Source organism: Micromonospora sp. DT53, assembly GCF_049841535.1.
Lineage (GTDB): Bacteria > Actinomycetota > Actinomycetes > Mycobacteriales > Micromonosporaceae > Micromonospora.
In genome coordinates this window covers 528,336-548,401 of sequence record NZ_JBNCKM010000002.1, presented here as the reverse complement: position 1 = coordinate 548,401, position 20,066 = coordinate 528,336, and the positions used below count along the sequence as shown (strand labels likewise).

18 protein-coding genes are annotated in these 20,066 nt (G+C 72.0%); 13 read left to right on the top strand and 5 right to left on the bottom strand.

The genetic code is table 11. The features are described from left to right. Window positions 1–141: 141 nt before the first annotated feature. From ssd to ACLQ3B_RS08360, 7 genes are all read left to right on the top strand, one after another. Window positions 142–1,245 carry a septum site-determining protein Ssd gene (ssd, locus tag ACLQ3B_RS08390; RefSeq protein ID WP_425778886.1) on the top strand — a complete coding sequence of 368 codons (1,104 nt, stop codon included), beginning with the start codon at window positions 142–144 and terminating at the stop codon, window positions 1,243–1,245. Further along, window positions 1,242–2,453: a TadA family conjugal transfer-associated ATPase gene (locus tag ACLQ3B_RS08385; protein WP_425778884.1), complete on the top strand. Its 1,212-nt coding sequence runs from the start codon at window positions 1,242–1,244 to the stop codon at window positions 2,451–2,453. The genes ssd and ACLQ3B_RS08385 overlap by 4 nt, the downstream gene beginning before the upstream one ends. Continuing rightward, a complete protein-coding gene (locus ACLQ3B_RS08380; RefSeq protein WP_425778882.1) occupies window positions 2,426–3,748 on the top strand; it encodes a hypothetical protein in 1,323 nt (440 codons plus the stop codon). The genes ACLQ3B_RS08385 and ACLQ3B_RS08380 overlap by 28 nt, the downstream gene beginning before the upstream one ends. 182 nt (window positions 3,749–3,930) lie before the next feature. Further along, on the top strand, window positions 3,931–4,512 hold the full coding sequence (locus tag ACLQ3B_RS08375; RefSeq protein ID WP_425779837.1) for a type II secretion system F family protein: 582 nt from the start codon (window positions 3,931–3,933) through the stop codon (window positions 4,510–4,512). Window positions 4,513–4,534: 22 nt separating this feature from the next. Continuing rightward, entirely contained in the window at window positions 4,535–4,702 is a 168-nt protein-coding gene (locus ACLQ3B_RS08370; RefSeq protein WP_081883916.1) for a DUF4244 domain-containing protein, read from the top strand. Between the two features lie 47 nt (window positions 4,703–4,749). Then, window positions 4,750–5,145: a TadE family type IV pilus minor pilin gene (locus ACLQ3B_RS08365; RefSeq protein WP_425779835.1), complete on the top strand. Its 396-nt coding sequence runs from the start codon at window positions 4,750–4,752 to the stop codon at window positions 5,143–5,145. Further along, window positions 5,139–5,558, top strand: coding sequence for an Rv3654c family TadE-like protein (locus ACLQ3B_RS08360; RefSeq protein WP_425778880.1), 420 nt, complete (start codon window positions 5,139–5,141; stop codon window positions 5,556–5,558). Before ACLQ3B_RS08365 ends, ACLQ3B_RS08360 begins: the two co-directional genes overlap by 7 nt. A 187-nt stretch (window positions 5,559–5,745) precedes the next feature. Here the strand turns inward: ACLQ3B_RS08360 and ACLQ3B_RS08355 are convergent, their stop codons facing one another. The 3 genes from ACLQ3B_RS08355 to ACLQ3B_RS08345 form a co-directional block, all read right to left on the bottom strand. Then, window positions 5,746–6,324 (bottom strand): hypothetical protein, encoded by a 579-nt coding sequence (locus tag ACLQ3B_RS08355; protein WP_425778878.1) that lies wholly within the window; start codon window positions 6,322–6,324, stop codon window positions 5,746–5,748. 166 nt (window positions 6,325–6,490) lie between these two features. Next, entirely contained in the window at window positions 6,491–6,700 is a 210-nt protein-coding gene (locus ACLQ3B_RS08350) for a hypothetical protein (protein ID WP_425778876.1), read from the bottom strand. Between the two features lie 99 nt (window positions 6,701–6,799). Further along, complete coding sequence (locus tag ACLQ3B_RS08345; protein ID WP_425779833.1) at window positions 6,800–9,172, bottom strand: DEAD/DEAH box helicase; 2,373 nt, start codon at window positions 9,170–9,172, stop codon at window positions 6,800–6,802. 188 nt (window positions 9,173–9,360) lie between these two features. Between ACLQ3B_RS08345 and ACLQ3B_RS08340 the strand changes: the two genes are divergently transcribed. The 6 genes from ACLQ3B_RS08340 to topA all read left to right on the top strand — a co-directional run bounded on the left by ACLQ3B_RS08340 (window position 9,361) and on the right by topA (window position 17,455). Next, window positions 9,361–9,717 (top strand): STAS domain-containing protein, encoded by a 357-nt coding sequence (locus ACLQ3B_RS08340; RefSeq protein ID WP_425778874.1) that lies wholly within the window; start codon window positions 9,361–9,363, stop codon window positions 9,715–9,717. Then, window positions 9,714–10,151 (top strand): ATP-binding protein, encoded by a 438-nt coding sequence (locus ACLQ3B_RS08335; protein WP_238684776.1) that lies wholly within the window; start codon window positions 9,714–9,716, stop codon window positions 10,149–10,151. The genes ACLQ3B_RS08340 and ACLQ3B_RS08335 overlap by 4 nt, the downstream gene beginning before the upstream one ends. A 315-nt stretch (window positions 10,152–10,466) precedes the next feature. Next, window positions 10,467–12,827 (top strand): sodium-translocating pyrophosphatase, encoded by a 2,361-nt coding sequence (locus ACLQ3B_RS08330; RefSeq protein ID WP_425778872.1) that lies wholly within the window; start codon window positions 10,467–10,469, stop codon window positions 12,825–12,827. A 51-nt stretch (window positions 12,828–12,878) separates the two neighbouring features. After that, on the top strand, window positions 12,879–13,418 hold the full coding sequence (locus tag ACLQ3B_RS08325) for a hypothetical protein (RefSeq protein ID WP_425778870.1): 540 nt from the start codon (window positions 12,879–12,881) through the stop codon (window positions 13,416–13,418). After that, window positions 13,409–14,170, top strand: a complete 762-nt coding sequence (locus ACLQ3B_RS08320) for a hypothetical protein (protein ID WP_425778869.1) — start codon at window positions 13,409–13,411, stop codon at window positions 14,168–14,170. Before ACLQ3B_RS08325 ends, ACLQ3B_RS08320 begins: the two co-directional genes overlap by 10 nt. Window positions 14,171–14,620: 450 nt before the next feature. Beyond that, complete coding sequence (topA, locus tag ACLQ3B_RS08315; RefSeq protein WP_425778867.1) at window positions 14,621–17,455, top strand: type I DNA topoisomerase; 2,835 nt, start codon at window positions 14,621–14,623, stop codon at window positions 17,453–17,455. 76 nt (window positions 17,456–17,531) lie between these two features. Here the strand turns inward: topA and ACLQ3B_RS08310 are convergent, their stop codons facing one another. After that, window positions 17,532–18,491 (bottom strand): DUF559 domain-containing protein, encoded by a 960-nt coding sequence (locus ACLQ3B_RS08310; protein WP_425778865.1) that lies wholly within the window; start codon window positions 18,489–18,491, stop codon window positions 17,532–17,534. A gap of 112 nt (window positions 18,492–18,603) precedes the next feature. Continuing rightward, window positions 18,604–19,920, bottom strand: a complete 1,317-nt coding sequence (locus ACLQ3B_RS08305) for a D-arabinono-1,4-lactone oxidase (RefSeq protein WP_425778863.1) — start codon at window positions 19,918–19,920, stop codon at window positions 18,604–18,606. Window positions 19,921–20,066: the final 146 nt, after the last annotated feature.

Here is a 20,066-nt window from a genome sequence, read left to right as displayed (position 1 = left end):
CGCCCGTAGCAGATCAACTGTCTTGGCGGGGGTTTTCCACAGGCCACCAGGTTGTCCACAGGCGACGACATTCGGGCGGCCCGTGGGGCGGATTCCGAGCACTGTCGGCGGCATACCAGAGCCCGACCGCTGGAGGCCGCGATGCCACCCCGTACCACGGTTCCGCCGATCCGCCGGCTCCCGCTGGTCGTCACCGGCGACGACGAACTGCTCGACGATGTGCTCCGGCTCGCCGCCGTTGGCGGGACCGAGGTGGAGCTGGCCCGAGACCCAGCGGCTGCCCGTACCCGTTGGCTTCCCGCGCCCCTGGTGCTGCTCGGGGCCGATCAGGCGCAGGCGTGTCTGCGCGCCCGGTTGCCGCAGCGGCCCCGGCTGGTGCTGCTCGGCCGGGCTGGTCAGCTTGACCCCGGCTGGCAGATCGCCGAGCTGATCGGTGCCGAGCACGTCGCCATGCTGCCGGCTGCGGAGCCATGGTTGGTGGATCGGTTCGCCGAACACGATCCGGAGCGCCCTGCCGGCGTGGGCGCCCGGGTCGTCGCGGTCCTTGGTGGTCGGGGCGGTGCGGGCGCGAGTGTGCTCGCCGGTGGTCTCGCGGTGACCGCAGCCCGGGCCCGCCTGCGCACCCTCCTGGTCGACGCCGACCCGCTCGGTGGTGGCCTCGACCTCGTGCTGGGCTGGGAGCAGTTGGAAGGCCTGCGCTGGCCGTCGCTCACCAGCGCCGACGGGCGGGTGGACGCCCCGGCGCTGGTGCAGGCCCTGCCCAGTCGGGGTGACCTCGTGGTGCTCTCCTGGGACCGCGGCGAGATGCTGACATTGCCGGCGACGGCGATGGCGGCGACCGTCGACGCGGCCCGGCGTGGGCGCGACTTCGTGGTGATCGACCTGCCCCGGCAGTTGGACGACGCGGCAGTGGTGGCCCTACAAGCCGCCGACCAGGCGCTCGTGGTCGTGCCGGCCGAGCTGCGCGCCACCGCGGCGGCCACTCGGGTGGTGGCTGCGGCCGCCCCGCACTGCGCCGCGCTCTCGGTTGTGGTGCGCGGTCCGGCCCCGGGGCGGCTGCGGGCGACCGAGGTGGCACGCGCGCTGGGCCTTCCCCTGGCCGGCACACTGCGTCCCGAGCCAGGGCTCTGCCGTGGGCTGGAGCGGGGCGAGGCGCCGGCCGCCGGGGGCAAGGGCCCACTGGCCGCGCTCTGCCAACGGATCGTCACCGACCTGACCGGCGTGCCGGCCACGGGTGCGGCATGACCGCCGGGCCGGAGGACGGCACGCTCGCCGCCCGGGTACGCCAGCGGATCGCCGCCGCCACCACCCCGGTCACCGCGGCGGCCATCGTTTCCGCGGTACGGGCCGAGCCAGCCGCCGCAGTGCTCGGTGACACGGCCATGCTGCGGATCGCCGACCGGGTGCGCGACGACCTCGTCGGCGCCGGGCCGCTGGCGCCGCTGCTCGCCGACCCGGAGGTCACCGACGTCCTCGTCAACGGCACTCGGGTGTGGGTGGACCGTGGGTCGGGGCTGCACCAGGTCGCCGTGCCGGTGGGCTCGGTGGAGGACGTCCGCCGGCTGGCGCAGCGGCTGATCGCCAGCGCGGGGCGGCGGCTCGACGACGGCTCTCCGTACGCGGACGCGCGGCTTCCCGACGGCACCCGGCTGCACGCCGTGCTGCCGCCAGTGGCGACCGAAGGTCCCTACCTGTCCCTGCGGACCTTCCGGCACCGGCCGTTCACCCTCGACGAGTTGGTACGCCAGGGGACCGTGCCGCGGCCGCTGGCACCACTGCTCGCCGCCGTCGTCGCGGCCCGGCTGGCGTACCTGGTGACCGGGGGCACCGGCTCAGGCAAGACGACCTTGCTCAACACCCTGCTGGGGATGGTGCCGGCCACCGAACGGATCGTGCTGGTGGAGGACGCCGCCGAACTGCGTCCCGGACATCCGCACGTGGTGGGGCTCCAGGCGCGCACCGCCAATGTGGAGGGCACGGGCGTCGTCGGTCTGGCGGACTTGGTTCGGCAGGCGTTGCGGATGCGCCCGGACCGGCTGGTGGTCGGGGAGTGTCGAGGCGGCGAGGTGGTCGATCTGCTGGCCGCGCTCAACACCGGCCATGACGGGGGTGCCGGCACACTGCACGCCAACACACCGTCTGACGTGCCGGCCCGGTTGGAGGCCCTGGGCATGTTGGGTGGGCTGCCGCGCGCCGCGCTACACGCCCAGGTGGCCGCCGCGTTGCAGGTGCTGTTCCAGGTACGACGTGGCGACCGGGGTCGCGTCCTGGAGTCGGTCTGCCTGCTGCTGCCCGAGGGGCCCGAACGGTTGGTGACCGTGGTGCCCGCCTGGGTGCGCGGCACTGGGCTCGGCCTCGCCGCTCGTGCCCTCGGGGCGCTGCTGCGGGAGCGTGGGGTGACGGTGCCACCCATCCTCAGTGAGCCGTGGCCTGGATCGGCGGGTCCGGCATGACCGGCGCGACGATGCTGGTGGCGGCGCTGCTCCTGGTCGCCGCTGCCCTGGTGGCGTGGCCGGTGCGGAGCATTCGGGCCCGTCGGCGTCGCGTGCTGACGCCGAGGCGGAGGCGCGGCGGTGTCGATCCGGATGAGGCCCTGGTGCAGTGGATCAGGGAACTCGGTCGCACGCCGGACGGGCCGGTCGACGGCACCGGCGCTGCCTCGACCTCGGGCCATCCGGTCGGCATTGTTTGTGAGCCCGACGCCATCGCGAGTTCCAGCGGAAGGCGGACGGCACTCGGCTGGCCCGACCGGGACGTCACCCGCAGCCCGAGGTGGCCGGGAACGGCAGGCGGCTTAACGCGTCCGGAGGGCCCGACCCGCCCGCCGGCTCGGCGAGATTCCCGCCGCCCGACCGGCGCTGCCCGGCCGGAGGAGGCCACTGCCAGGCTCGATGCCGAACAACAGCCTGGCGCGTCGGCGGCCACGATCACGATCGGTGCCAGCGGTGTGGACGTGGGCGGTGGTCACGATGTCTCCGACACGCCAACCGCCGATGGCCACGGCGACCCGGAGGCGGGCCGTCGGAGCGACGCGTCGGTTGCGGCGGCGCCCGACGGCTATGCGATCGCCGCTTCCCGCGACCACCGGCGTGTCGGCCCGACCGACAGACCGTCGGGTACGCCTCCGCCGGCGCGCATCCCGCGAGGGACGACCCGCGTGCTGCCACTGGTCGGTCTGCTCGGCGGTGGTGTGGGTGCCGTGGTCGGCGGCCCGGTGGCCGCGGTCGCGATGGCCGGGTACGGCACGCTGGCCGTGCGCGCCGCGCTGCGTTGGCGAGTGAACCGGAGCGCCGAGCGGGACCGACGGCGTGGGCTGGACCAGCTCTGCGGCCTCGCGGCGGACCTACGGGCCGGTCTGCCCGTGCCGCACGCGCTCGACGTCGCGGACGTTGAGCGTGCCGGGGCAGGCCGTCTACGTCAGCTGACCTTGGCGGCGGTGCGATTGGCCGACCGGACCGGCGCGCCGCTCGCGGAGCTCGTCGAGCGGATCGAGGCGGACGCCCGGGCGACCGACCGGGGCCTGGCCGCAGCGGCGGCCCAGGCGGCCGGTGCCCGGGCTACGGCCTGGCTACTGGCGGCGCTGCCGATGGGCGGCATCGGGCTCGGGTATGGGATCGGCGTCGACCCCGTGGCGGTGCTCCTGCACAGCACGGTGGGTGGAGCCTGCGCGGTCGCCGCGGTCGCCCTGCAGATCGTGGGCCTCCTCTGGGCGGAACGGCTGGGCGCGACACCGGGGCGGGCCGGATGACCGCCCGGGGCCCAGCCGGCCAGTCCAGCTCAGCCGGCAAGTTCAGCTCAGCCGGCAAGTTCAGCTCAGCCGGCCAGTCCAGCTCGGCGAACCAACTCAGCTCGGGGCGCCAGCTCAGCCCAGCCGGTCGGCCCAGCTCAGCGAGCCAAGCCAGCTCGACCAGGCGGCGGCGGCCGGACGCGATTCGGCTCGTGGCGGTGCTGGGTGGGCTCGCCGTGGCCGTCGTCGTCGAGGGCTGGTTCGGGCTGCTCAGCGCTCTCCCGGCCGCGCTCCTGCTTGATGTCCTGCTGCGTCGGATCGAGCCGCCCGCTGTGCGCAAGCGGCGGCAGCGGGAGGCCGCCGACCTGCCGCTCGCCGCGGACCTCCTGGCCGCGGCGATGCGGGCGGGCGCCCCGGTGGATCGCTCGGTGCTGGCCGTCGCCGAGGCGCTGGACGGGCCGCTCGCCGGCCGGCTGGCCCGGGTTGGCCGCACGCTGTTGCTGGGGGGTGGCCCAGCGGAGGCATGGTCCGCGCTGGACGGAGTGCCCGGCGCGGAGCGCCTGACCGCGGCGGCGTTGCGCTCCGCCAACAGTGGTGCGGCCCTGGCCGGCGCACTGACCCGGCTCGCCGACGACCTGCGCGCCGACCGGGCCACCGCTGCCGAGGCAGCGGCCCGCCGGGCGGGTGTGCTCATCGTCCTGCCGCTGGGGCTCTGCTTCCTGCCGGCGTTCATTCTCGCCGGCCTCGTGCCGGTGATCGTCGCCGTTCTCGGCGATGTGCTCTGACCCATCGAGAAGGGAAACAGTCATGCGCAAACTCATCGCGCGCCTGCGCGGCGATGCCGGAATGAACACGGCCGAGTACGCCGTGGGCACGCTCGCCGCGGTCGCCTTCGCCGGGATCCTGTTGAAGGTGCTGACCTCCGGCAACGTCCAGTCGGCGCTGACCGCCGTCATCGACCGGGCACTGAAGTGATCGAGCGCCGGCTGGCCGGCCGCGATTCAGGGTCGAGCGTTCCCGGGCTGGCGGCACGCGGCGGGCGGAGACTTCGCGTCCTCGTACGGGCTGCTGACGGGGACCGGGGTTCGTTCACCGCCGAACTGGCGGCCGGCCTGCCGGCGCTGCTCCTGTTCCTGCTGGCCGGCCTGACCGCGGTCAACGCCGTCACCGCGCAGGCGGGCTGCCTGCACGCTGCCCGGGAGGCGGCGCTCGCCGCCGCCCGAGGCGCGGACGGCGGCGCGGAGGGTGGCCGTGCGGCACCGCCGGGGGCAGCGGTGTCGGTGTCCGTCGACGGCGACCTGGCGCAGACGACGGTACGGGCACCCGTCCGAATGTTGGGCGGGCGGCTACCGCGAATCACAGTGGTCGCCACCGCCGTCGCCGCCGTCGAACCGGGCGCTCACGAGGGGAGTTGGTAGTGCGAAGAGATCCGTCACCCCGCTCAGGTAAAGAACCGGCTGCCGGAGGGTTCGTTGCTGGCCGGCCGGACCGGCAGCGAGGTGGGGCGACGGTCCTGCTGCTGGCGATGGGCCTCGTCATCGTGGTGTTCGGGACGTTCGGTGCCGCCATCGTCGCCGCCGGGATGGCGCGCCAGCGGGCGGCGGTAGCAGCCGACCTCGGCGCGCTGGCCGGGGCAGCGAGGGCGCTCGACGGCGACGCTGCGGCCTGCGCGTCCGCGTCCGACCTCGCCGGTCGCAACGACGGCCGGCTGGTGGGATGCCACCTCGACGGGCTGGACGTGCTGGTGACCGTCGAGGTGGCGTTCACGCCACTACCCGGCTTGACGCGAGTGGCTGCGGCGAGCGCGCGTGCCGGCCCGGTGCGTGGCTGATCCTCGTGGTCGACCCTCGGAGTCACCAACTGCCTGCCGCCCAAGAGCGCGGCCTAACGGCCTGCCGGCCGGGACTGGTCGAGGTCCAGGTCCCAGCCGGCAGCCGAGGAGTGGGTGGTCGCCACGGCGACCGCGGAGGGTCACCGCACCGCACCCCACCGCACCGCCCTGGTCCGGCTCGGGTCGGTCAGCGGGCCTGGAGCGCGTCGAGGGCGACGGCCATCGCGATGACGAGGCGGCGGTCGATCTGCGGGTTCTGCACCTCGACGATGTACTTGTCGCGCAGGCCCCACTTCTTGACCACTGTGAAGACTGGCTGGCCGCCTGCGGTGAAGTCGAAGTGGTACGGCAGCCAGGACAGCGAGTCGACGAATCGACGCAGCAGTGCCACCGGCATGCTGCGCTCCTGGCCCGTCACCTGCGGCAGGCCGCCCTGCTCGACGTGCCAGGTGGATCGCAGCAGCGACTGGGCGAAGTCCTTGCGGAACAGGCCGATCGGGTTGCCAGCCGCGTCGGTGACGTCGTACGTGGCGCCGAGGTCGATGCGCTGGCGGGCCTTGAAGCCGAGCAGAGGCTGCTGCTTGGAGTCATCCGTGTAGATGGTCACCTGCTCCTTGAAGGCGAGCCGCTTCTGCTGCGCGAACGCCAGCAGCTCACCCTCGGTGCCGTCCGGGGAGACCGCCCGGACCTCGTACTGGTTGACCATCATGCGCAGTCGCTGGCGGATGTAGAACTGGTGCTGGCCCTGCAAGTTGTCGAGCTGCATGTGCACTCCTCCGGGGGTTGGTGCGCCGGAGTCTCGCACAGCCCGAATACCGTCGCGCTCCCTGCTGCCCATGATCAGTTGCTGCTGGGTAGTCGTCGGGGCCTGTCGGACGACTACCCAGCACGGAGCGACCACTGGTGCCCTTGCAGGATCACCCCGGGAGACCTCAGTGACCGTCGACGGAGGTCGCGGCCCGCAGCGCCCAGGTGTTCAGGACCTGGTGGATGCCACGGAGCCGCTCGTTGATCTGTTCCAGCCGTTCCGCCTGGGCCAGGGCCGCCAGTGCCGACCCCAGCGCGATCTGCTGGTCGAGAGTGAGATTGTCCTGGTCGATGGTGTAGAGCAGGTCGACGGTCTCGGCGATGGTGTCGGCCACAGCTTCTCCTCGGGCACGGGTGTCGATCAGCGACATAGACATCGATGGAAGCGCTCCCACATCATTGTGCCCCGTGCCATGCCGATTCATGCAAGCCGCTCAGGCCGGCAGGTTCGTCAGCACCACGTCGAGCACCCGGATCGCGTCCGGCTTGGAGAGCGGGTTGTTGCCGTTGCCGCATTTCGGTGACTGCACGCAGGACGGGCAGCCGGTCTCGCAGCCGCACTCCGCGATCGCGTCCCGGGTGGCCCGCAGCCACGCCGCCGCCGTCCCGTACGCCCGCTCGGCGAACCCGGCGCCACCCGGATGCCCGTCGTAGACGAAGACGGTCGGCGCCTCGGTGTCCGGGTGCAGCGCTGTGGAGAGCCCGCCGATGTCCCAGCGGTCGCAGGTGGCCATCAGCGGCAGCAGCCCGATCGCGGCGTGTTCGGCGGCGTGCAGCGCACCCGGCACGTCGGCCGGCTGGACCCCGGCGAGGGCCAGCGACTGCGGTGACAGGGTGAACCAGACAGCCACCGTGCGCAGTTCCCGGGCGGGCAGGTCCAGCGGCCGGGTGTCGATCACCTCGCCGGTGGCGATCCGCCGCCGCTGGTACGACACCACCTGGCTGGTCACGTCCACCTCGCCGAGGAACATTCCGACAGGCCCGGCGTCCACGTAGGAGCGCACCGACACCACGGACAGGTCGGTGACGTCGCGGGCGTGGGTGGACCAGTCGGGCTCCTCGGCGTGCACCAACGCGCAACCGTCGGCCAGGTCGAGTTGGTCGACCACGTACGAGACGCCCTGGTGCAGATAGACCGCGCCGGAGTGCAACAGGAAGTGCGAGGAGCCACCGTCGACGGTGCCGAGCAGCCGGCCGGTCGACGACTCCACCACGGCTACCGGGGCGCCGCCCTCGCCGCGCAGGTCCACCTCGGGTCGCTCCCGGTGCCGCCAGTACCAACCGGTGGGCCGTTGCCGCAGCGCCCCGGCGGCCACCAGTTGGTCGACGGCCTCCTTCGCCCCGTCACCGAATAGCGCCAGGTCAGCCGGGGTGAGCGGGGCCTCGAACGCGGCGCAGGCTAGCTGCGGTGCCAGCACGTACGGGTTGGCCGGGTCGAGGACCGTCGCCTCCACCGGCGCGCCGAAGATCGCCTCCGGGTGGTGCACCAGGTAGGTGTCCAGGGGGTCGTCCCGGGCCACCAGCACCGCGAGGGCCTCCTGCCCGGAACGCCCGGCGCGGCCCGCCTGCTGCCACAGGGACGCCCGGGTGCCCGGGTAGCCGCAGATCAGCACCGCGTCGAGCCCGACCAGGTCCACGCCCAGCTCCAGCGCGTTTGTCGAGGCCAGGCCGAGCAGGTCGCCGTGCAGCAGCGCCCGTTCCAGCTCGCGCCGCTCCTCCCGCAGGTAGCCGCCCCGGTAGGCGGCCACCCGGTCGCCGAGCTCCGGCACCGCGTCGTCAAGCGCTCGACGCGCGTTGGCGGCCACGACCTCCGCGCCCTTGCGGGAGCGGACGAACGCGAGGGTGCGTACCCCCTCGGCGACCGTGTCGGCGAGCAGGTCCGCGGTCTCGCGCAGCGCCGACCGGCGGACCTGTCGAAGGTCGTCGTGGTCGCCGGTCGCCTGCGGGGGCACCGGGGAGGAGGAGTTCGAGTCGGGTGGCAGCAGTGGCGGCTCCCAGAGCGCGAAGGTCACTCCGCCACGGGGCGAGGCGTCCTCGGTGACCGCCGTCACCGGCAGGCCGGTCAGCCGACCGGTCGCGGTGGCCGGGTCGCCGGAGGTCGCCGAGGCGAGCACGAACACCGGGGTGGCCCCGAACCGGGCGCACTGCCGACGTAGCCGACGCAGCACGTGCGCGACGTGCGAGCCGAACACGCCCCGGTAGGTGTGGCACTCGTCGATCACCACGTACGCGAGTCGGCGCAGGAAGCCGGACCACTGGGCGTGCCCGGGCAGGATGCCGTGGTGCAGCATGTCGGGGTTGGTCAGCACGAACCGGGAGTGCCGGCGGATCCACTCCCGCTCGGTGCGCGGAGTGTCCCCGTCGTAGCAGGCGGGGCGTACCCCTTCCAGCTCCAGCGCGGCGACGGCGCGCAACTGGTCCGCGGCGAGCGCCTTGGTCGGCGCCAGGTAGAGCACTGTGGCCCTGGGGTCGGCTAGCAGGGTGGCCAGGGCCGGCAGTTGGTACGCCAGTGACTTGCCGGACGCGGTGCCGGTGGCGACGACCACGTGCTGGCCCTCGTACGCCAGGTTGGCCGCCTCGGCCTGGTGCTGCCAGGGCGCGACCACGCCGCGCCGGGTGAACGCCGCGCGCAGTTCCGCAGGTGCCCACGACGGCCACGGCGCGGACGCCCCGGCGCGGGCGGGCACCCGCTCGACGTGGGTGACCGGGTCGGCGGCGCCCCGGGCGCGCAACCGGCGCAGCAGGTCGACCGGCGCTGGCCCGGGGCCGGGACCAGCGGATACGGTGGCCGCGGACGACGACTCCAGGTCGTGGCGCGGCGTGCGGCGCGCGGAGCTGAAGTCGTTGGAGGTCACGCCCTGCACTCTCGCACTGGTGTTCGGAGATGAAAAGTCGGACACCGGGGTAAGGGGAAGCCTCCGCTGGCGTCCGCAGGCCGCCCCGGCGGTAGTGGTTAGATGCCCACGAGAGTTTACGGCTCTGGCGAGGAGGACCGATGGAGCTGTCGCTGGCGACCCGCACCGTGGGCGAGCACACGGTGCTCGAGGTCGGTGGTGAGGTGGACGTCTACACCGCGCCCCGGCTCCGGGAACGACTCCTCGAACTTGTCGACGGTGGGGCTCGTCACGTGGTGGTCGACCTCGGTCGGGTGGATTTCCTCGACTCCACAGGGCTGGGCGTGCTGGTCGGCGCGCTCAAGCGGCTCCGGTCGGCGGGCGGTTCGTTCGCCCTGGTCTGCGACAAGGAGCCACTGCTCAAGATCTTCCGGATCACCGCGCTGGACCAGGTGTTTCCGCTGCACCCGACGGTCGACGCGGCGATCAGCGCCGACTCGGCGGGCGCCGACGCGTGATGGCGACAGTCAAGCTCTCCTTCTCGCCCGCCCCGGTGCACGTGCGCACCGCCCGCCTGGTCGGCGTCGCCGTCGCCCGCCGGGCCGGCGTCCGGGAGGATCTGCTGGACGAGGTGCGCCTGGCCATCGGTGAGGCGTGTACGCGCGCCGTGGCCCTGCACCGGCAGTACGGCCTGGCCGACCCGGTGCTGGTGGAGATGTCCGATGGTGGCTCGTACGCGGTGCGGGTGGTGGACCGGGCGCCGATCGAGGCGGGTATCGGTCTGACGGCGCTGCCGCCGGACGAGCTGGCCAACGAGGCGCTGACCGATGAGGCGCTGACCACCGGCGTCGGCTTCGCGCTGCTCGCCGGTTTCGTCGAGGACCTTCAGGTGCGCCCGGTCGACGAGGGCATCGGCACCGAGGTGCGGATGGTGTGGCCGGTCGGCCGCTGACGAGTTCCGCCGCGTCGGCCGCGTCCCCTGCTGGGGATGCGGCCTTTTCGCATGGATCGGGCCCTATATCAGATTTCGTTTCATAACACAGCGACGAAGATCATCGCGACACGGTGCCACCTGGATGTGACCTCCAACACTGCGGAGGGCTACAGTACCCGGGTTGTCAGCAAGTGACCCAACCCGCAGCCAGCGGGTATGGGTGTTCATCGCTGGTCCGCTGGTGGGTTGGCGCGCGCTTGCGAGTCCGCATCCAGGCGTCGGTCAGTGCGTCTCCACTCACCGGCGCGATTGTTCGGTAACAGGAGGACACAGATGTCCGAGACCTTGGCCGCCGACGGCGGCGGGCTTTCCCTTACCGGAAGCAATGTGACCTACGTCGTCATCGCCGCGGTTGTCGCGCTGGTGGCGCTCGGTTTTGCTGCCGCCCTGACAAAGACGGTGCTGGCCGCTGGTAAGGGCACCGAGAAAATGCAGGAGATCTCGGGGGCGGTCCAGGAGGGCGCCTCGGCCTACCTGCTCCGTCAATTCCGCACCCTGGCGATCTTCGTCGTCGTCGCCGTCGTGCTGCTCTTCCTCCTTCCGGTGCACGACACCGATGGCAGTGAGCTGGCGGTGAAGATCGGCCGCTCGCTCTTCTTCGTGGTGGGCGCCCTGTTCAGCGCGTTCATCGGCGGCGCCGGCATGTGGCTGGCCACCCGGGCGAACCTGCGCGTGGCCGCCGCCGCGAGGGAGCGGGTAGGCGGCCGCGAGGCGGCCATGAAGATCGCCTTCCGGACCGGCGGCGTCGTCGGCTTCTTCACCGTCGGCCTCGGCCTCTTCGGTGCGGCGATGGTCGTCCTCGTCTACCGGGGTGACGCGCCCACCGTGCTGGAGGGCTTCGGCTTCGGCGCCGCGCTGCTCGCGATGTTCATGCGCGTCGGCGGCGGCATCTTCACCAAGGCCGCCGACGTCGGCGCCGACCTGGTCGGCAAGGTCGAGCAGGGCATCCCCGAGGATGACCCGCGCAACGCCGCCACCATCGCCGACAACGTGGGCGACAACGTCGGTGACTGCGCCGGCATGGCCGCCGACCTGTTCGAGTCGTACGCGGTGACGCTTGTCGCCGCGCTGATCCTCGGCCGGGCCGCGTTCGGCGAGGAGGGCCTGGTCTTCCCGCTGATCATCTCCACCATCGGCGTGCTGATCGCGATCGCCGGCGTCTTCATCACCCGGCTGCGCGCGTCCGACCGTAACGCCCTGACCGCGATCAACCGGGCGTTCTACCTGTCGGCGGTGCTCTCCGCGGTGCTGGTGGCGATCGCCGCGTACGCGTACCTGCCGGCGACCTTCGGCGAGTTCGACAGTGGCCTCACCGACGCTCCCGGTAACCCACGGATGGTGGCCATCGGCGCGGTCGTGATCGGCATCGTGCTGGCCGCCGCGATCCAGGCGTTGACCGGCTACTTCACCGAGACCAACCGGCGGCCGGTGCAGGACATCGGCAAGAGCTCGCAGACCGGTGCGGCGACCGTGATCCTGGCCGGCATCAGCATCGGTCTGGAGTCGGCGGTCTACTCGGCGCTGCTGATCGGCGCCGGCGTCTTCGGTGCCTTCCTCCTCGGCGGCAGCTCCATCACGCTGTCGCTGTTCGCGGTGGCGCTGGCCGGCACCGGCCTGCTCACCACTGTCGGCGTGATCGTCGCGATGGACACCTTCGGGCCGATCTCCGACAACGCCCAGGGCATCGCCGAGATGTCCGGCGACATCGACGAGCACGGCGCTCGCACGTTGACCGAGCTGGACGCGGTCGGCAACACCACCAAGGCGATCACCAAGGGCATCGCGATCGCCACGGCGGTCCTCGCAGCGACCGCGCTGTTCGGTTCGTACACCGACACGCTCAGCAGCGCGTACGCGGACGCTGGCGTGGGCGACGTCGGGACGGAGATCCTCAACTCGCTGAACGTGGCGAACCCGCGCAACCTGGTCGGCCTGATCATCGGCGCGGCGGTGGTCTTCCTCTTCTCCGGGCTGGCCATCAACGCGGTGTCCCGCTCGGCCGGTGCCGTGGTGATGGAGGTCCGCCGGCAGTTCCGTGAGCTGCCCGGCATCATGGACGGCACCCAGCGCCCCGAGTACGGCAAGGTCGTCGACATCTGCACCCGGGACGCGCAGCGCGAGCTGATGACCCCCGGCCTGCTCGCCATCCTGGCGCCGATCGCGGTCGGCTTCGGCCTCGGGCCCGGTGCGCTCGCGGCGTACCTGGCGGGTGCGATCGGTGCCGGCACGCTGATGGCGGTGTTCCTGTCCAACTCCGGTGGAGCCTGGGACAACGCCAAGAAGCTTGTCGAGGACGGCGCGTACGGCGGCAAGGGCTCCGAGTCGCACGCCGCCACGGTCATCGGCGACACCGTCGGCGACCCGTTCAAGGACACCGCCGGCCCGGCGATCAACCCGCTGCTCAAGGTGATGAACCTGGTCTCGCTGCTGATCGCGCCCGCCGTGGTGGCCTACAGCGTGGGCGACGACCGCAACGTCGGCCTGCGGGTCGGCATCGCGCTGGTCGCGACGCTGATCATCGTGGCGTCGGTGGTGTTCAGCAAGCGCAAGGGCATCGCGATGTCCGACTCGGACGCCGACGGCAACACCGGCGCGGGCAGCACCGATCACCGCCCGGAGACGGTCAACGCCTGACCCAGGAACGGCCCGGGGTCACACCTGGCCAAAGGCCGTACGCTGCAACGCATGCGTACGTGCCGGGCGTCTGCCGCCGGAAAGTTCACGGTGGTCCTGGCCACGATCGTCGTCCTGGCCGGCTGCGGCGGGGGCCCCAGCCCACGAGCCTGGGCGGCCTCGGTCTGCGGCGCGCTCGCCCCATGGCGCTCCGAGATCAACAAGCTGACCAGCAGCACTGACGAGCAGATGACCGCGCAGACCACGCCGGCGCAGGCCAAGGAGAACCTGGTGCGGCTCTTCGCCGGGGCGGAGCAGGCCAGCGAGGCCGCGCGCCGCAAGGTGGAGAAGGCGGGCATCCCGGAGACCGACAACGGCGAGGCCATCTCCGCGGGTTTCCGCAGCTCCCTGGGAAAGATGCGGGACGCGTACGGTCGCGCCCGGGACACCATCGACGGCCTGGGCATCGGCGAGCCGACCACCTTCTACGACGGCGTGCGGTCCGCCGTGGAGACCCTCAACAAGGAGTACGACGCCAGCGCGCTGGACACCAGCAAACTCAACTCCGAGGAGTTGAAACAGGCATTCGACGAGGTGCCGGAGTGTCGCTGAGCGGGCTCGGTGACACCGGGAAGGCGCAGTCGCCCCCGGCGCTGTTTCCCGCGCCCGAGTCCGACACGCCCACCCCCGTGCGACGCCGCGGTGGCGCGTCGCAGAACGGCCCGTCGCAGAGCGTCTCGGCTCAGCACGGCTCAGCCCAGAACGGCCCGCCCCCGGGTGACGACGCGGGCCGGCAACTTGTCTTCTTCGGCGCGGACGCGGCCGAACCGACCACCGCCGACCTGGCCGGGTTGCTCGCCGGGCCGGGTGAGGTGGTCCGGATGGGCGGCACCGCCCGCCTCTCGGTGCCTGTGGACGCCGCCTGGCGGGTGCACGTGCTCGTCGCCGAACTGGCGTCGCGCGGGCTCGCGGCGAGCTGGCAGCCGATCGAGGGCGAGCGACACGCCGTTCGTACGTCGTACACCCGGGTCTTGAAGCCGCTCGCGGCCGCCTGGCTGCACGGTACGGCGAAACGCCCGCCGGCCGCCTTCCACCTGACCGGCCGGCGGTTGCGGCTGTGGCTCGCCGCCGCCGGGACGCCGGAGCCTCCGGACTGCTTCCTGTTGCGGCTCGGCGCCGACGACCAGGAGTGTTGGGAGCCGATCGGCGTCGCGCTCGGCGCGGCCGGGCTGGCCGGGACGCTGCTCGGCCCGGCCGAGGGCGGCCCGGCGTACCGGATCACCGGCCGCCGCCGGCTAGCCCGACTCGCCGAACTGGTCGGCCAACCCCCACCCGCAACACCCCCCCACTCCTGGCCAACCTGACCCCACCCCGCACCCCACCCCGCACCGCGTCGATCATGGAGTTGTGGTGGGGGACGTATTGCTCCTCCGGGGCTAAAACGCCCACCATAAGTCCATGATCGACCCGGTTGGGCGGCGGGCCGGGGTGGTGGGGCCGGGTGTCCGGTGCCGGACAGCCGGCGGGACGATCCAGGCGGAAAACGGGCGGGTCGGGCCTCAGCCGTGGGCCCGCCATCGTCACAGTGACCCGCTTCGAGCCCTACCCACGGTGTACGGTGGCGCCGTCCGGCAGTGCCGAGCGTGGCGGGGTGGTGTCGACCGCCGCGTCGAAGCGGTTTGCGGCCCGCGAAACCCGAAACGCGGGCGGCGCGTTACGTTGGACATCCGGACCGCCGGTGCGACGGCGGTGTCGAAAGCGGTCGCTGTCCGGGCGCCGGCAGGCCACGAGCAGGAGTGAGGTCGGGGAGAGACGTGCCAAGCAACGCTGGAACCACCCGTCTGGTCATCGTCGAGTCACCGGCGAAGGCCAAGACGATCTCGGGCTACCTTGGCCCGGGGTACGTCGTGGAGGCCAGCTTCGGTCACGTCCGCGACCTTCCGCGCAACGCCGCCGATGTGCCGGCCAAATACAAGAAGGAGCCCTGGGCGCGGCTCGGGGTGGACGTCGACAACGGCTTCCAGGCGCTCTACGTCGTCTCCGCCGACCGCAAGCAGCAGATCAGCAAGCTGGTGAAGCTGGCCAAGGAGGTCGACGAGATCTTCCTGGCGACGGATGAGGACCGCGAGGGCGAGGCGATCGCCTGGCACCTGGTCGAGACGCTCAAGCCCAAGGTGCCGGTCAAGCGGATGGTCTTCCACGAGATCACCAAGCCGGCGATCCAGGCGGCGGTGGCCAACCCCCGGGAGATCGACCGCGACCTGGTCGACGCCCAGGAGGCGCGCCGGATCCTCGACCGCCTCTACGGCTACGAGGTCTCCCCGGTGCTGTGGAAGAAGGTCATGCCGCGGCTCTCGGCAGGGCGTGTGCAGTCCGTGGCCACCCGCATCGTGGTCGAGCGGGAGCGGCAGCGGATGGCTTTCCGCACCGCCGAATACTGGGACATCCTGGCCACCCTCGCCGTGACCAACGCCGGCGAGGGCCCGCGCAACTTCAACGCCACCCTGATCGCCCTGAACGGCGATCGCATCGCCACCGGTAAGGACTTCGAGCCGACCACCGGTCGCGTCCGGGCCGGCGCCGGCGTCGTGCACCTCGACGAGAGTGGCGCCCGGGGTCTCGCGGCCCGGCTGGAGGGGCGGCCGTTCACCGTCACCCGGGTCGAGGAGAAGCCCTACCGCCGTCGCCCGTACGCGCCTTTCATCACCTCGACCCTCCAGCAGGAGGCGGCCCGCAAGCTGCGCCTGTCCTCGCAGCAGACGATGCGCACCGCGCAGCGGCTCTACGAGAACGGCTACATCACCTATATGCGTACCGACTCGGTCAACCTGTCGGAGACCGCCATCTCGGCGGCCCGCCGTCAGATCGTCGAGCTGTACGGCGAGCGCAGCGTTCCGCCGGAGCCGCGCCGCTACACCGGCAAGGTGAAGAACGCGCAGGAGGCGCACGAGGCGATCCGCCCGGCGGGGGACAACTTCCGGACCCCGGGCGAGGTGGCCAAGGAGCTGTCCGCCGAGGAGTTCAAGCTCTACGAGCTGATCTGGCGGCGCACCATCGCCTCGCAGATGACCGACGCGGTCGGCTCCAGCGTGTCGGTGCGCATCCGAGCGGTCTCCACCTCGCAGGAGGAAGCCGACTTCGGCGCGACCGGCAAGACCATCACCGACCCGGGCTTCCTGCGCGCGTACGTCGAGTCGAGCGACGACGAGAACGCCGAGGCGGAGGACGCCGAGCGCCGGCTGCCCACCCTGGTCAAGGACCAGCCGCTGACCGCCGACGAGCTGGCCGCGCAGGGTCACCACACCCAGCCGCCGTCGCGCTACACCGAAGCATCGCTGGTCAAGGCCCTGGAAGAGCTGGGCATCGGCCGCCCGTCGACCTACGCGTCGATCATGCAGACGATCCAGGACCGGGGGTACGTCACCAAGCGCGGCCAGGCGATGATCCCGACCTTCCTGGCCTTCGCGGTGATCGGGCTGATGGAGCGGCACTACCCCCGCCTCATCGACTACGACTTCACCGCCACCATGGAAAACGAGCTGGACGAGATCGCCGGCGGTGACCACGCCGCTGTCGACTTCCTCACGGCGTTCTACTTCGGCAGCTCCAACGGTGCCGGTGACCAGGACATCGCCCGTTCCGGCGGGCTCAAGAAGCTGGTCACCGAGAACCTCAGCGACATCGACGCCCGCAGCGTCAACTCCATCCCGCTCTTCACCGACGACGACGGCCGTGAGGTCGTGGTGCGGGTCGGCCGGTACGGGCCGTACCTGCAACGGGAGCTGCCCGGCGGCGAGCAGCCGGCCCCGGCTTCGGGCGAGGGCGAGGAGGGCGGCACCCAGGGTGACCGGGCGCCGATCCCCGAGGGCCTGGCCCCGGACGAGCTGACCCCGGAGAAGGTGCACGAGCTGTTCCTCGGCGGCAGTGGCGAGCGCAAGCTCGGCGACGACCCCGCCACCGGCGAGCCGATCGTGCTCAAGTCCGGCCGGTTCGGCCCGTACGTGTCCAGCGGTGAGCGGAAGTCGTCGCTGCTGCGTACGCAGACTCCGGACTCGCTGACCCTGGAGGAGGCGCTCAAGCTGCTCAGCCTTCCCCGGCTGATCGGTGTCGCGCCGGACGGCGTCGAGGTCTTCGCGAACAACGGTCGCTACGGCCCGTACGTCAAGCGGGGCGAGGAGTTCCGTTCGCTCGAGTCCGAGGACCAGATGTTCACTGTCGGCCTGGACGAGGCGCTGGCTCTGCTGGCCGCCCCGAAGGCCCGTGGGCGGCGGGCCGCGGCGCCGCCGCTGCGCGAGATGGGCGTGGACCCGGCGACCGAGAAGCCGTTGGTGATCAAGGACGGTCGGTTCGGTCCGTACGTGACCGACGGGGAGTTCAACGCGTCGCTGCGGCGTGGGCAGACTCCGGAGGAGCTGACCCTCGCGGAAGCGTCCGAGATGCTGGCCGAGAAGCGGGCGAAGGGTCCGGCGCCGCGGAAGAAGGCGGCGGCGAAGAAGGCACCCGCGAAGAAGGCCACGGCCACCAAGAAGACGGCCGCCGCCAGCAAGTCCACCGCCGCGAAGAAGACCACGACGGCCAAGGCGACGGCGGCGAAGAAGGCTCCGGCCAAGAAGGCCGCCCCGCGCAAGGCCGCCACCAGCACGGAGTAACCCTGGATCTGCGAGATCTTGGTGGGCGAGCGCCCCTGGGGCCGTTTCGTACCAAGATCTCGGCCAGGCGGGGCGGTCAGCCGGGCCAGCCCGCGGCTTCGAGCGCGGTGCGGAGTTGACGGACGACTTCGCCGGCTTCGGCGCGGATCGCCCAGGCGGGGAAGCGAAGAACGCGGTCGCCCTCCATCCACAGGTCGTTCTGCCGCCGCATGTCCGCCCAGGCGGTCCGCGGATCGAGGTGCTGCCCGCCGTCGATCTCCACGTGGACTCGCCACTCCTCGAACCAGGCGTCGAGATAGCGGCGGCGCCCGGCAGCATCGCGTCGGGCGGCCTGGCGGGACGGCTCGGGCAGCCCAGCGCGACGGACCAGGTCGAGGAATTCGAGCTCGGCCAGGGAATGCGCGCCTCCGGCGACGTCAGCGGTGGTTCGGTGGATCAACTGCCGACGGTGGGCCCGGGGCAGCCGCCCCAGGACGTGGTGCAGGTCGTCACCGGCGACGAGCCGTTGCTGGAAGCCGGCCGCGATGACAGCCCTCGCCTCGGCGTCGGTGCGCGCCCACTGGGCCGCGTCCACCAGCGACCGGGCAACTCTGGTGCGGGGCGGGCGCGCCGAGGGGTGTACGTCGGCTGCGGGAAGGAGGGTCGTGCGGTGGACGCGTACACCCGGCGGTATCGCACGGGTCTGATGCCTCGCCGGCAGGAGCACGTGGATGACCCGGCTGTCGTAACCGTGCAGCCCGCAGGCGTGGGCAGCCGTCAGGCCACCGAGTAGCGCGGCTGGGCCAGCCGCGAGCACGGCGATCCATCGGCGCTGGTCGACAGTGATCGGGCCGTTGTGCGTGACCAGGACTGACCGGTGTGCCTGTCGCCAGCGGCCGCTGGACACCCGGTGGCGGATCGCCTTTGGTGACAGGTGTCGCCGCGCCTGGTCGAGGCTGATGACTGCATCCTGCTGGAACAGCAGCCAGGTCAGCTCGTCGGCGTCATCGCCGGGTAGCTCCCGCCGCAGCCCCATCCACCCCGAATTCGCCCGCACGGACCTACCCTGCCCCCGCGCCCCCAGAGGTGTCCGCCCCTGTGGATACCGGCCGAGATCTTGGTATGCGCGCGCCCCTGCAGGGGCGCGCGCATACCAAGATCTCGAAGAGTCAGGTCCCGAGGACGTGGTTCAGGTGGGGGTTGGTGAAGACCCGGTCGGGGTCGAGCCGGTCGCGGACCTTTTGGAAGTCCGAAAAGCGGGGGTACGCCGTGGCCAGCGAGGCGGCATCGCGGTAGTGCAGTTTGCCCCAGTGGGGGCGACCGCCCAGCCCGGCGGCCACCTGCTCGAAGGCCCGGAAGTACGGCTCGTACGGCATGCCGACGTACTGGTGCACGGCGATGTAGGCGTTGTCCCGGCCGTAGCCGTGCGACAGCCAGATGTCGTCGGGGGCGGTGAACCGCACCTCCACCGGGAAGAGCACCTTGAACGGCAGGCCGTCCACGATGCGCTGGAGCGCGGCGAGCGCCTCCGGCAACGCCTCGCGGGGCAGGCCGTACTCCATCTCCACGAAGCGGACCCGGCGCGGGGTGCAGAAGACCCGGTCGGAGCGGCCGGTGTACTGGCGTTCGGTGAGGGCGCGGGCGGAGACCGCGCTGATCCGGGGGGCCAGCGCGGGCACGGCCCGGCCGAGTCGGCAGGCCCCGGCGAAGACCCTGTTAGACAGGAAGTCGTCGTCCACCCAGCCGCGCCAGCGCGACAGCGGCCGGTCGTTGGCGGGCACCCGGTCGTTGGCCTTGACCTGCACCCGGGACGTGTACGGGAACCAGTAGAACTCGACGTGGTCGTGCCGGCCGATCAGCGCGGGCAGTTCGCCGAGCACGTCGGTCAGCTCGGCCGGGCGTTCGTGGGCGCGCAGGACGAAGGCGTCCACGCAGCGCAGCGTCACCTCGACCAGGACGCCGAGCGCGCCGAGTGACACCCGGGCGGCGGCGAGGACGTCGGCATGCTCGTCGGCGGAGCAGCGCAGCACCTCGCCGGTGCCGGTGACCAGGGTGATCGCCTCGACGAAGGTGGAGAGGCACCCGTAGCCGGCGCCGGTGCCGTGGGTGCCGGTGGAGATCGCGCCGGCGACGGTCTGCTCGTCGATGTCGCCGAGGTTGGGCAGCGCGAGGCCGTGCCGGGCGAGTAGGCCGTTGAGCACGTGCAGGGTCATACCCGCCGGTACGGTGACGAGTCGATGTGCGACGTCCACGCTGACCATGGTGTCCAGGTCGGACAGGTCCATCCGGCGGTCGTCGGCGAGCGCGACGGCGGTGAACGAGTGGCCGCTGCCCGTCACCCGGATCCGACCGCCGTCGGCGGCGACAGATCGGACGGCTTCTGCGACGTCGGTCGGCGAGCCGGGGCGCAAGATCGCGCTGGCGCTGCCACGCTGGTTCCCGGCCCAGTTGGACCATCCAGCCCCGAGCGGTGCGGTGCGGACCATGCGCGCTCCTCATTCATGAATATGAACTGACTTCATATCAGGAACGTTCTAGCTGGTAAATACCGCAATTGCGATCCGCTCGTTGTACCGGTAGTCACGGACTCGTGACGTGGAGATATGTTCATCCGTCGAAGGGGGGTGGCGCA

Coding starts and splice junctions, on each gene's coding strand:
- ACLQ3B_RS08370 (WP_081883916.1), top strand. CDS start 4,535: ATGCGCAAACTCATCGCGCGCCTGCGCGGCGATGCCGGAATGAACACG.
- ACLQ3B_RS08325 (WP_425778870.1), top strand. CDS start 12,879: ATGCGTACGTGCCGGGCGTCTGCCGCCGGAAAGTTCACGGTGGTCCTG.
- ACLQ3B_RS08340 (WP_425778874.1), top strand. CDS start 9,361: ATGGAGCTGTCGCTGGCGACCCGCACCGTGGGCGAGCACACGGTGCTC.
- ACLQ3B_RS08330 (WP_425778872.1), top strand. CDS start 10,467: ATGTCCGAGACCTTGGCCGCCGACGGCGGCGGGCTTTCCCTTACCGGA.
- ssd (WP_425778886.1), top strand. CDS start 142: ATGCCACCCCGTACCACGGTTCCGCCGATCCGCCGGCTCCCGCTGGTC.
- ACLQ3B_RS08355 (WP_425778878.1), bottom strand. CDS start 6,324: ATGCAGCTCGACAACTTGCAGGGCCAGCACCAGTTCTACATCCGCCAG.
- ACLQ3B_RS08385 (WP_425778884.1), top strand. CDS start 1,242: ATGACCGCCGGGCCGGAGGACGGCACGCTCGCCGCCCGGGTACGCCAG.
- ACLQ3B_RS08305 (WP_425778863.1), bottom strand. CDS start 19,920: ATGGTCCGCACCGCACCGCTCGGGGCTGGATGGTCCAACTGGGCCGGG.